Source organism: Flavihumibacter fluminis, from assembly GCF_021491375.1.
Lineage (GTDB): Bacteria > Bacteroidota > Bacteroidia > Chitinophagales > Chitinophagaceae > Flavihumibacter > Flavihumibacter fluminis.
Map to the genome: position 1 here is coordinate 232,738 of NZ_JAKEVY010000003.1, position 12,834 is coordinate 245,571.

Below are 12,834 nucleotides of genomic sequence, written 5' to 3' on the forward strand. Positions count from 1 at the left end.
ATTCGTCATAAAACCTTATAAAGAGATAAAAAATGTCTGAAGATCAGAAAAAATTACTTGAACAGCAGCTTTGGAACATTGCCAATACACTTCGTGGCAAAATGGATGCGGATGAATTCCGCGATTATATTCTTGGATTTATCTTTTACAAATATCTGGCAGAAAGAATGGAATTATACGCAAATACCATTCTTAAGCAGGACAAAATAAAATATCGTGAAATAAAAGAAAAGAGCAAAGAAGGCAAAGAATATATAGAAGCAATTAAAGAAGAGGCGTTAGAGAAATTGGGTTATTTCTTGAAGCCATCAGAGTTATTCAGTGAAATTGCTAAACGCGGTAATGGTAGTGGTGATAAAGAAAGCGGGTCGAAATTCATTCTAGAAGACTTACAGAAAATCTTGAATAACATTCAGCTAAGCACAATGGGTACTGCTAGCGAAGAAGATTTTGACCATCTTTTTGAAGATATTGATTTAAATAGTACAAAATTAGGCAAAAGTCCGGATGCTCGAAATGAAGTAATTGCTAAAGTTCTAGCTCACTTGGATAAGATTGATTTTAAACTGGAGCAAACAGAATTAGATGTTTTAGGCGATGCCTATGAATATCTGATTGGCCAATTTGCAAGTGGAGCAGGGAAGAAAGCAGGTGAATTCTATACCCCTCAAGAAGTAAGTAAGGTCTTGGCAAAAATCGTTACTACCGGAAAGACAAAACTTAAATCTGTTTATGACCCAACTTGTGGTTCAGGCTCTTTGCTACTACGTGTAGCAAAAGAAGTAAAAGACGTCGGCACATTCTACGGGCAGGAACTTAATCGTACTACTTATAACCTTGCCCGCATGAATATGATCATGCACGGGGTTCATTACCGGAAGTTTGACATTAAACAAGAAGATACACTTGAGCATCCGCAACATTTAGGAAAGCAATTCGAAGCAATTGTTGCAAATCCGCCTTTTTCAGCAAAATGGAGTGCAAATGCACTTTTTAGTACTGATGATCGATTTAGTCAGTATGGTAGGTTAGCACCAAGTAGTAAAGCTGACTTTGCTTTTGTTCAGCATATGATTCATCACTTGTCTGAAAACGGTACCATGGCAATAGTATTACCACATGGAGCACTTTTTCGAAGCGGCGCCGAACAACATATTCGCAAGTATATAATCGAGAACAAGAATTATTTAGACGCTGTCATAGGATTGCCAGCAAATATATTTTATGGAACCAACATACCCACTTGTATACTAGTTTTCAAAAAATGCCGAGAAGAACCGGGAGATGTTTTATTTATTGACGCAAGTAAAGGGTTTGAGAAAATTAAGACACAAAATGCACTTCGCGATATTGATATCAATAAAATAATTCACACGTATAAAAATAGAAGTGATGAAGAAAATTACAGCAGAAAAGTTAAGTTAGCTGAAATAGCTAATAATGATTATAATTTAAATATTCCACGATATATTGACAATTATGAATCTGATGACTCTCTCGATATAAATTTAGTTTGTGATATTATGATTAGGGCCAGGGACTCATTTAATAACAATGAGCAGGCCTTAAAATCGATCTGTAATGCGCTGAAAATTCCATTTCCTCCTTTCAACAATCTTTCATTACTAAGAGCATATAAAAAGAGTGTAAGTCAGAATATTTTTTCTCAAAAGGTTAGATTTTTAGATATAGAAAACAAACCGTATCCGGATTGGGAGTGGAAATTCGGCAATGAAATTTTTGAAAGCCTTTCAAATAAAAGCCATAATTCTGAGCTGCCTATTTTGGCAATTACACAAGAATACGGTGCAGTACCTAGAGATTTGATTGATTATCAAATCTCTGTTTCCGATAAAAGCGTAGAAGGATACAAAGTAGTTGAAAAGGGTGACTTCATTATTAGCTTAAGATCTTTTCAGGGTGGCATTGAATATTCAAATTACACCGGAATTTGCAGTCCCGCATACATTATTTTGCGACCAATAGTTCCAGTCGATAAGATATTTTTTAAGCACTTTTTTAAGTCGTCCTTTTACATTAGAGAATTAGGAAAAAAACTCGAAGGTATCCGGGATGGTAAGATGATAAGTTTTAAATATTTTTCTGAGATCAAATTACCCATTCCATGCATGGAAGAACAGCAGCAAATAGCCAAGTTATTTACCGCAATAGATAATAAAATTAGTTCAATATCAATTCAAATTGACAATATTAATGAGTGGGAAAGTGGCTTATTAGGGAATTTTATAACTAAGCAATGAGTAAGCAAACTGAACTAGTATTAGAGGAGCAATTAGTATCTCAGCTTGTAAAGTTGGGTTATGGGCTTATCCAAGTAAACGATGAAAATTCACTCATCGCAAATTTGAAAGACCAGATTGAAAAACACAACAAGATAGTTTTATCTTCTAAAGAATTTGAGAAAGTTCTCAATATTTTAAACAGGGGTGGCGTATTTGAGAAAGCTAAAACCCTTCGTGAGCGTCAACATATCATTAGAGATAATGGTGATAATTTATATTTTGAGTTTATTAATGTAGAACATTGGTGTCAGAATACTTTTCAAGTTACGCACCAGGTTTCTATGGAAGGTAAGTACAAGAATAGATTTGACGTCACCCTCCTAATTAATGGATTGCCAGTAGTTCAAATTGAACTTAAACGAAGAGGTCTCGAATTAAAAGAGGCGTTCAATCAAATAAATCGGTATCAAAAGCATTCTTTTGGCGCAAGTGCAGGCTTGTTTCAATACCTTCAGATTTTTGTCATTACAAATGGTGTAAACACTAAGTATTATGCGAACAACCGCCACCAGTCATTTAAACAAACATTCTACTGGACAGACCAAGAGAATAAACGACTGACCAATATTCTAAATGGTTTTACCTCAGAATTTTTGGAACCCTGCCACATCAGCAAGATGATTTGTAAGTACATCGTACTGAATGAAACGCATAAGGTACTAATGGTTCTTCGACCATATCAATACTATGCTGTAGAAGCGCTCATAGACAGGGTAAAGAATAGCGTCAAGAACGGTTACATCTGGCATACGACAGGTTCTGGAAAAACCTTGACCTCCTTTAAAGCAAGCCAAATCCTGATGGAGCTTCCACAAGTTAAAAAGGTTGTGTTTGTTGTTGATCGGAAGGATCTTGATTATCAAACTACTAAGGAATTTAATAGTTTCAGTAAAGGATCGATTGACGGTACTGAGGATACACAGCAACTGGTCAAGCAGCTTTCAGGCGATACTAAGCTAATTGTAACAACCATTCAGAAGCTCAACACAGCAATTAGTAAAAAGCAGTACCTGAGCAAGATGGAGAAACTAAAAGATGAACGCATCGTATTCATCTTCGATGAATGTCACCGAAGCCAGTTTGGTGATACACACAATCGCATAAAATCATTCTTTAATAATATCCAGCTTTTTGGGTTTACAGGAACGCCGATTTTTGCTGACAATGCAGTTAAAAATGAGCATGGGAAACGAACAACCAAAGAGTTGTTTGGCGACTGCTTGCATAAATACGTTATAACAGATGCAATCAAAGACGAAAATGTATTGCGCTTCTCAGTTGAGTATGTTGGTAAATATAAGAATAAACAGACTGCAACTGAAATTGACATTGAAGTTGAAGACATCGACACGAAAGAGTTGATGGAATCTCCGATACGATTAGAGAAAATTACCGACTATATTATCGCTAATCATTCCCGCAAAACTCATAATAAAGAATTCACGGGAATGTTTTGTGTGAGTAGTGTAGAAACGCTTATTAAGTATTACGATTTATTCCAACGTAAGAAAGAAGAGGGCAAGCATGATCTGAAGATTGCGACTATTTTCAGTTATGCTGCGAATGAAGCTGACGCCGATGCAAATGGATTTTTACCTGAAGAGCTGTCAGTTGTCGATGAACCAAAAGCGCTTTACGGTTTGGCTAAACACAGTCGTGAAAAGCTGGATGAATATATCATTCACTATAACAAAATGTTTGAAACCAAGTTTTCGACAAAGGATAGTGAGTCTTTCTATAATTATTACAACGATATTTCTAAGAAAGTAAAAGAACGAAAAATTGATCTATTGCTTGTGGTCAATATGTTCTTAACGGGATTTGATAGCCCCACCTTAAATACTTTGTACGTCGACAAGAATCTTAAATTCCATGGATTAATACAGGCGTATTCAAGAACGAATCGAATTTTGAATGAGCAAAAATCCCAAGGCAACATTGTCGTATTTAGAAACTTAAAAAATGCTACTGATCAGGCGATAACCTTATTTAGTAATAAGGAAGCAATTGAAGTCATTTTGATGAAGCCGTTTGAAGATTATGTTGAGAAGTTCAACAAAACTTTTGAACAACTTCAAAAGATCACGCCAACCGTAGATAGTGTAAATGATTTGGTTTCAGAAGATGATGAATTAGCCTTTATCAAAGCTTTCCGAGAATTAATCCGGGTCAAAAATATCTTGGCATCATTTTCGGATTTTAATTGGGAATCCGTTGAAATGGATGAACAGCTATTTGAAGATTACAAGAGTAAGTACCTTGATCTTCATGACAAAGTCAAGAGTGATCAGAATAAAGAAAAAGTATCCATTCTTGAAGATGTCGACTTTGAATTAGAGTTGATTCATAGAGACGACATAACAGTTGCGTATATTATTCAGCTATTGATTAAGTTGAAATCGAACACCAAGAAAGATACCTCGCAGACAGAAAAAGAGATCTTCAACTTACTCAATACAGAAGGACAGTTACGCAGTAAGCGTGAGCTAATTGAACGGTTCATTTTGGAGAACTTACCTAGTATTAAAGACACGGATGAAATTACAGCAGAGTTTGATAAATTTTGGACTGTCGAGCGCCAAAAAGCTTTTGAAAAATTGGTTGTAGAGGAAAGCCTATCACCAGATAAAACAGAATCCATCATTGAAAATTATCTATTTGCTGAACAAGAACCACTAAGGGATGATATCCTAGACCTTATTGAGGGTGATAAACCTTCCGTGTTAGCACGTAAAAAAGTCGGAGATAGGATTTTAAGCAAGATTCTTGATTTCGTAGAAACATTCATTAATGGAATGACGGCCTAGGGCTCGAATGCTAGCACGGTATCCAATGCATCATCCGCATCCTTGTGTATGAAGTTCCCCTGATAGCCGATGGTGGTGGTGATGGAGGAATGGCGATAGAGTTTTTGCAGCATTTGGATGGGTATGCGGTCGCCGGAGATGTTGCCGAAGGAATGCCGGGCAATGTGCATGGTTAGTTTCTTATCAATCTTAGCTGCCGGGGCAACATGATTACGGAGGCACTTGTCGAGGGCGCTGGTTTTGAAGGCAATGGTGCGTTGGGTTTTGAACTTGTCCGTAAAGTCACAGCCTTTGAGTTCCGGAAACACCATGTCGTCTTTGTTTTCTTTGAGGTGGGTGTATTGCTCCAGGATCTTTAGTGCTTTGTCGGGGATCTTCAAAGAGCCGCCTTTGTTGTTCTTGCCCATGGCATAGTGTAAGCGGTCGTTTTGAATATCCGACCACCGAAGGCGCAGGATATCAGAAACCCGCATGCCTGCGAAATAAAAAGAAAAGAGCCAGAGATTCCGGGCGTGGATGTGGGCAGGATCGGAGAGCTCGGCTTCTTCCAGTTGTTTGACCTCATCGACGGTCAGGCCGATTTTGATGCTATCCGGGAACTTGATCTTGATGCCGTTTTCGCCGAACGGGGATTGGTCTTTGGTTACCACCCCGTTTTTGCGGGCATGGGCATAGACAGACCGGATCGTAACCAGGTGGTTCACCACCGAGCGTTCGCCCATCGGCTTGTCCCTGTAGGTCTTCAGGGTGCGCAAGTAGGCCTTGAAGCGTTCCAGCAGTCCAGCACTGATATCGGAAAAGGCGATGTCTGAGCCGTTCAGAAAATCCCGGAAATGCTCGATCCGGGGTTTATCGGAAGTATATTGATTGTACTTACCGTGGGCTTTCAATTGCGCCAGGAAGTTGTCCGCCTGGGGGAAGAAGGTAGCACCGACCTGGGGCTTCAACTTGCTACGCACCGCTTTGGCACTAACGTGTTTGGTTTTCGTTTCCAGGTCTAAGGCTTCATCACTGGCCTCCGCCAGTTTCTTAAGTAGGAAGTTGTTCAACCGTTTGGCATTGGGATGAGACTTTTTGACCTGGTGGGTCGCGTCGTCCCATTGATCCGGCTGCAGGTAATGGCCAAGGTAGATAAAGCTGGTTTTGCGATCTTTGGTGATCCGCAAACAGATGGGCAATGCCCCGTCCTGACGGGGCTTTTGGCGCAGCACAAGTTTGATGGTAGCCATGTTGTACCTCCAGAATTGGTACAACATAGGTACAACATTTTATGGATTTACCCGGATTATTATGAATTCATTCAAAGCGATTAACATTGATTATCAATGATATAAGACCATATCAAACCATATGAAACCAGCTTTTTGCAGACTGAAAATCCTTGTGTCGCCGGTTCGATTCCGGCCCACACCACGAAAAATGAAGCAGTTACGGAGTAAAATCTGTAGCTGCTTTTTTTAAAAAAACAAATTTATCGCCCTGAATCAGCGTCGGTAAGTAAGAGCTTTAGGTTCGGCTGCATTAATTGTTCTCTTATCCAGGTTGTGTCATCTAAAGAAAAGTGACATTTATATAGGCTAAGGTTTTTTAAATTTTTCAATCTTTTTAAAATTGGAATCGCTTTCCTAACATTAAACCTTCGATTAAAAGTTAAGTTTATGCTGGTAATATTATTCAACATAGAAAAACAAACAGGCAACGATTCAATATCATTAAAAGATAGATCAACTACTTGCAGTTTTGATAAACTGCAGATGGCATCTGGAAGATGATGGATTTGATTAAAATTTCCAAACTCATCATTATATCCATATTGTCCAACTAGTACATATCCCTTTGGACCTAATAATAAATGTGTTGCTCTATCATTTTCAAATACAGAATCGGCTAAATAGGTAATTCCCAATTGTCGCAAATCAATTATTACCGATTCATTACTGGTGGATTTCTCTTTGTATAATCCGCAGGAATAGACAAATACAATCAGGACAGCCAGGAAAGAATATTTCTGCATAAGAAAGATTATAAACTATCAAGACGCATGTGGGCCGTAGTATAAATAGAAAAATGATCCCAGTCTTCGTATGCATCCGCATACGCATCTGTGAAAACATCTACCAGCTTTTCTGTGGGTAAGGATACATATGGCTCCAAAATATCCTTTTCTTCGCTAAATTGTATCAGCCACTTCCCTCCTCGGTTCTGGATAATAACCATACCGATATAACATATTATATATTTATACAAAAAATCATAATACGCTTGAAGAGATAGTTGTTGCCTTTTTATATTGGTGTCAATTATTTTCAAACTTTCAATAGATTCATTAAGCTCAGATTCGCTAATTTTAAGATATGCAGAAATTCTATTTTTTGCAGCAGAAAGGCATTCATAAAAATCTTCTTCGCTATTGAAAACACCAGCTAAGGGATGAGATTCATTATCAAAATTTACTTGATTTCTGAACCTCTTTAACTCCGATTCAGATTCAAATAAAACACCATAATCATTGCCCGAAAAGGTTAATAAAATCTCCTTGGAAAACAATTCATGATAATCCGCTGAATCACCATCATTCAATTTCAAATCATTTCGCTCAAAATTTATGTTCTTTAATAATTGAGAAAGTTCTTTTTTGGAAATTCTTCTGGACATAATATTTACATATAAAAACTAACATTGATAAAGATGCAAAGTATATTTTTATTTATACAATTCTTCAGGATCAAGATCGAAATTAGGGGTAACAGGTGTCAATAAATTTTTTGATACTTCCTTATTTATTATCTGCATCAAATAATTTAAAACTCCCCAAGGAACGGCTTTCCCTTTATAATTATTTGGATCTTTGCTATAAATAAATTTTGGCGTTTCAAAGGTAATTTTAGAAGTTGCAGGATCAAATTTCGCCTTTGATTGCCAAATATTAATACTCTTCCTTTTCGCTTCATCAATAATACTTTGACCTATTTCAGTATCAGAAGTTGTAATAAAAAATAAAACGGGACCATCTTTCATTTGATTTAATGGTCCCTTTATTGGATCAGGTGGTATTTGTTGGTAATAGGAGTTATTCATTACATCATCCGATGCCTTTTTTGCTAATTCCAATTCTCCTAATATTTGCCAGTTGTTTGAACTTAACTCCAAGACTCCAGAATATGCTTTGACTTCAGCAAGAAAAAATTTTTGCAATTGTTCTATATGTGCTGAACCGGAATTATTTCCGTACCATGTAAGTATGAAATTTTCAATTGCATCCGGTCTAACTTGAGTAGGTGGATTTGGTGAATTGCGTTGAGCTCGTTCCGGTGCGCTATAATTTAATCTATTCTCCTTCAATCCAAAATATACTAATGCAGTTTCTTCAAAAGCCTTACCAACTTTTCGATTGAATGTAATTGGATCAACACCATTAGCCCAGCCCCTATTTATACAAATATTTCTCAACTGATTTGTTGCAAAATTTTGTTTAGTAGCAAATACAGCATCAATCTCAGCCCAATAATCATCATTATTATATATGCTTAAAAGACCATGGTCCAAAACTTTTATATCAAATTTTCCATTATTCGACCATTCTTTTGTTATATCGAATATAATTTTTAAATCAAAAACATTTCCATTTTTAAATGTTTTATAAGCAATTGCTGCTGGAAGATGTTTTGTTACAATTTCATTGAAGTCAGGAGCCTGAGCGATCCCAGGAGGTAAATTAGTGATTAAGACATTTTTAAAAGTACCATCATATGGTCCTTGAATTCTATTATTTATAACTAAATCAATGATTACCCTAGAGGCGGCCCGAGCTTCATAACTAAAGTCATCTTCCATACACATTTCATATATCTTGTTAATGATATCAATTCGATCAGATAACCAGTTCGACTGGGTGGCATTTAAGTTTAAATAAGATTGAAGAGATTGAAATCGAAGTGAAAGTTCCGTAGGTATATAACCATTTTCTCCATCCTCACAAACCAAGCATTCATTACCGCCGCCTGTTCCACTTCCACCAGTACCTCCTCCTCCAGTATTACAACCTAAAACAGGATCACATGCCGAGCCAGAGCCGGAACCTCCGGCTGATCCTCCACCATCTGAAACCCAAACCAGATAAGTAGAACATGGACCTTGAATGGCAACTAGTTGATATCCTTGCTCTCCTGTTACCCACCCCCCTGGCACGTAGTGTACTTCACAAACTTCAATTTCGACAATACCACTTGCTAACTTTTTCTCGTTTTTTCTGATTGGTTCAAATGTCGCAACAATAGGTAAACTCGTATCTATTCCACGAATAGACATTTCATTTTTTATTTCAGTGAAAAGGCTTCTATCTAATACTTTGAAAGTTTCATGGCCAAAAACATTTTTTTCTAGTATCATAAACAATCTTACAACATCATCTTTGCTAGGAGCATTGAAGTGATTGTTACTTCTTAAATTTCGATACTCTCCTTTTTTAATCAATCGATATTTAAGACTATCGCTTTGGTGCTTAACTATCAAAATTGCATCAACGGACTTTTTCTTGAGTGAATCCTTTACTAGAGGTATAAATAATGTTTTTGAGCTACTTAATGATTGGTTTCTTATTGAAACAGATGAACTTACAATATTGTCTGAAGAAGCATACCTCATAACTTTGTTCCATACAGGATAGCCTTGGTGTTTTGCTATTTGTACAATGCTATTGTAAACTAAATTTTTTTTCCTGAGATCATTTTTTATTTGTAATAATAGTGGATCAGCAGAAGAATTCATTTTTAAAAATTTCTCAACAATTTGTTGATCATTTTGGTCTTCTATAAAGTCTTTCTTACTACAGTTGGTAAATAATAAACAAATAAAAAAAGTAAAACTGGAAATTTAATAGACAACTCAAGCCTTTCAGGTGTTGACATAAGCATAATGTAGGATTTATGGTGGCTAATATTTAATCAATAACCCAGTTATCATAATATGATATGCTACATAGATGAACCTACCTGAAGTCACCAGGAATTAAAAAAATTTTGACCTGCTGAAGCTTATATGTAAAATAAATATATTATTTCTGAAGTATCAAATTCACAAAATTTGAATGAATTTTCTTTTACTTGTATTGGTAGTTTACTTATGAAAAAACAGTTTTTTGGTTTTTATCATTAAATTTCATTTACTCCATCAAACAATAACTCGTACTTCTTCGTCCACCCACTTCCTTCTCCAATATCCCCTTAGCCACCAAACCCTGTATATCCCTTAATGCAGTATCCGATGATGTTTTTGTGATCTTCGCCCATTTGGAGGTGTTTAGTTTTCCTTCAAAACCATCCAGGAGCTTATTCAGCATCAGTCGCTGGCGTTGGTTTAAACTGGTGGTCGCATGTTTCTCCCAGAAGCTGGCTTTCTTCAATACACTGGCCAGGGTTTCACTACTGGCTTCCAGTGCGCGATCAAGGCATTGCAAAAACCAGTCAAGCCAGTTGGTAATGTTCATGGAACCCTTTTGCGTGCTTTCAAGTATTTCGTAGTACTCCTTTCTTTCCTTGCGAATCTGTGCACTCATACTGTAGAAGCGTTGGGCTGACTCATCAGCACGGGCTAATTGCATATCTGCAATGGCCCGGGCAATTCTGCCATTTCCATAGTCAAAAGGATGTACCGTAACAAACCGCAAATGAGCAATGGCAGCCTTTATTATCGGATCCATATAGGTATCCTCATTAAACCAACTGATGAACTGCCGCATCTCCTCTTCCAAACGATCGGTATCCGGGGCTTCAAAATGTATTTTTTCCTTGCCCATCGCACCCGAAACTACCTGCATGGGATCAGCTTTGCGCATGCCTCTTCTGCTTGAAGGAAAAAGTGCAGAGTGCCACCCAAATAATCGATCTGCAGCTAGTGGTTGCTGATAGTGTTGCGTAGCATCCAGCAACATTTCCACCACTCCATCAACATGACGGTCGCTAGGTACCAATCCAGCTATATCCATCCCCGCCGGCGGGCAATGGAGGATCGAACCTGGTCCTCATCCAGCAGCTCACCTTCAATTTCGCTCGACTTCAACACATCCAGGGTGAGAGTTTGGAGGTTGGCTTCCGCCTTCAATTGGAAACCCAGGGCTTCCATTCTGCCTAGCAGTCTTCCTTGCCGGCTTCTTATTCCAGCTACCAGGGGACTTATCATTTCCTGATCCCAGACAAATCTTGGCCAATGAGGTAGTTGATAAATGTAGATAGCCATTCGCCGCATGATTTGCGGTGAATATACCAACGAATCACCGCAATCTCCATTTTCGTGGGCATTGATGCGGTGATTAGCAGCCCCATCAACTGTTTTGCGATTAGCAATTATTTACTGCCATAAAACATGAAAGGGAACGGCCCACAGCTTTTCACCAAAGGGAACAACTTCCTTACCTGAATATAGTACTACGCCACCTATAAAGTCGTTCGGGTTCAGCTCCTGAAAAATTTTAATACCACTGAAATCTTTCAGGTTAACGGATTCAGTTTTCTTTACCTCAATGGCAAACAATGAACCATCAGGTTTTTCTAAAACGAAATCCACCTCTTTACCATCACTGGTCCGGAAATGACATAACCGCGCATTGATTTCTGAAAAGCTGAGCAGCTTCATTAACTCAGTCGCGACAAAGTTTTCCAGCAGATGGCCAAATAACTCCGGTCGTTTTACAGATAGCTCTTCCAGGTTCAGATCCAGCATATGACAGCTCATCAGGGTATCAATGAGAAATCCCTTGGGCGATTTAACCAGCCGCTTTCCTATATTTCTGTACCAGGGCTCAATGTCGAAATTTAAAAACATCATCTTCAAAATGTTGCGATAGGATTTGGTGGTAACCGGATTCAAACCCAGGTCCCGGGCGATATCTGCATCATTTATCAGATTGGCGGAACGAATTGCCAACAAACGCAATAGGTTCGGGAGCATTGCTATTTTATCAAGCTCTGCAATCATTCGCACATCCCGCTGCAGGATAGTAGTAATGTATCCATCAAACCAGATGCGACGTTCTTTAACATCTTTACCTGAAATTTCAGGGAAGGTGGCAATCTTCATAGCATCTAGTATGGATAGCCCCCTGTCGTTCATTGTTGAATAATCCATTTCAAACAATTTGCTTAATCCGGTTCCCTTTCCTTCTGAAGCTTCAGCAGCACAAAACGGATATAAGTTCAGCACAGTCATACGACCTACCAGCGCGTCTGATAATTTGGGCAAGGCCAGAATATTAGCTGAACCAGTCAGCAGGTACTTGCCATTTGCATGCTGCTTATCATTCAACCGGATTTCGTCTACAACAATTTTTAAGCTGCGGAACAATTCCGGGACAAGCTGAACCTCATCAATTACCATGGATCCTTTTTCAGATCGAAGGAATGATTCTGGTGCTGCTGCCGCTGCTGCCATTTGTGTGGGTTTATCAAATGACACATAGTTAGCCGGATACTCTTTTGTTCCGATCGCAGTCAAATTGTGTTGAACCAATGTACTCTTACCCGTCTGTCTTGCGCCATTCAGGAAGACGATCGGGCTAACCTGCAGCGCCTCCAGCAGCCTGGGAGTGATAAAACGGGGAACTGTGTTCATCTTATTTTCTTGCAAAAATAAAGTTAGTCTTTATAATTTATAAATTACAACTTTACTTTTGCAAGAATTTTTCTAACTCTAAGCACTTACCAGTCAGCGTTCATATCTCTGAAATTGGA

Annotated in this window: 9 protein-coding genes; 2 read left to right on the forward strand and 7 right to left on the reverse strand. The window is 38.1% G+C overall.

Going from position 1 to position 12,834, the window contains the following annotated elements:
* Nucleotides 1-32 precede the first annotated feature (32 nt).
* Both L0U88_RS12245 and L0U88_RS12250 read left to right on the forward strand, forming a co-directional pair.
* Entirely contained in the window at nucleotides 33-2,261 is a 2,229-nt protein-coding gene (locus L0U88_RS12245) for a type I restriction-modification system subunit M (protein ID WP_234866350.1), read from the forward strand.
* Nucleotides 2,258-5,110, forward strand: a complete 2,853-nt coding sequence (locus tag L0U88_RS12250) for a type I restriction endonuclease subunit R (protein WP_234866351.1) — start codon at nucleotides 2,258-2,260, stop codon at nucleotides 5,108-5,110. The genes L0U88_RS12245 and L0U88_RS12250 overlap by 4 nt, the downstream gene beginning before the upstream one ends.
* On the opposite strand, the gene L0U88_RS12255 is transcribed toward L0U88_RS12250, so the two are convergent.
* The 7 genes from L0U88_RS12255 to L0U88_RS12285 all read right to left on the reverse strand — a co-directional run bounded on the left by L0U88_RS12255 (nucleotide 5,107) and on the right by L0U88_RS12285 (nucleotide 12,715).
* Nucleotides 5,107-6,339 carry a site-specific integrase gene (locus L0U88_RS12255; RefSeq protein WP_234866352.1) on the reverse strand — a complete coding sequence of 411 codons (1,233 nt, stop codon included), beginning with the start codon at nucleotides 6,337-6,339 and terminating at the stop codon, nucleotides 5,107-5,109. The genes L0U88_RS12250 and L0U88_RS12255 overlap by 4 nt on opposite strands.
* Before the next feature lie 242 nt (nucleotides 6,340-6,581).
* Complete coding sequence (locus L0U88_RS12260; RefSeq protein WP_234866353.1) at nucleotides 6,582-7,124, reverse strand: hypothetical protein; 543 nt, start codon at nucleotides 7,122-7,124, stop codon at nucleotides 6,582-6,584.
* Nucleotides 7,125-7,132: 8 nt separating this feature from the next.
* Complete coding sequence (locus tag L0U88_RS12265; protein ID WP_234866354.1) at nucleotides 7,133-7,765, reverse strand: hypothetical protein; 633 nt, start codon at nucleotides 7,763-7,765, stop codon at nucleotides 7,133-7,135.
* Between the two features lie 48 nt (nucleotides 7,766-7,813).
* A complete protein-coding gene (locus L0U88_RS12270) occupies nucleotides 7,814-9,877 on the reverse strand; it encodes a hypothetical protein (RefSeq protein WP_234866355.1) in 2,064 nt (687 codons plus the stop codon).
* Between the two features lie 394 nt (nucleotides 9,878-10,271).
* Nucleotides 10,272-11,093 carry a Fic family protein gene (locus L0U88_RS12275; RefSeq protein WP_234866356.1) on the reverse strand — a complete coding sequence of 274 codons (822 nt, stop codon included), beginning with the start codon at nucleotides 11,091-11,093 and terminating at the stop codon, nucleotides 10,272-10,274.
* Nucleotides 11,084-11,344: a DUF4172 domain-containing protein gene (locus L0U88_RS12280; RefSeq protein WP_234866357.1), complete on the reverse strand. Its 261-nt coding sequence runs from the start codon at nucleotides 11,342-11,344 to the stop codon at nucleotides 11,084-11,086. The genes L0U88_RS12275 and L0U88_RS12280 overlap by 10 nt, the downstream gene beginning before the upstream one ends.
* Before the next feature lie 111 nt (nucleotides 11,345-11,455).
* Complete coding sequence (locus L0U88_RS12285; protein ID WP_234866358.1) at nucleotides 11,456-12,715, reverse strand: ATP-binding protein; 1,260 nt, start codon at nucleotides 12,713-12,715, stop codon at nucleotides 11,456-11,458.
* Between the last annotated feature and the right edge of the window lie 119 nt (nucleotides 12,716-12,834).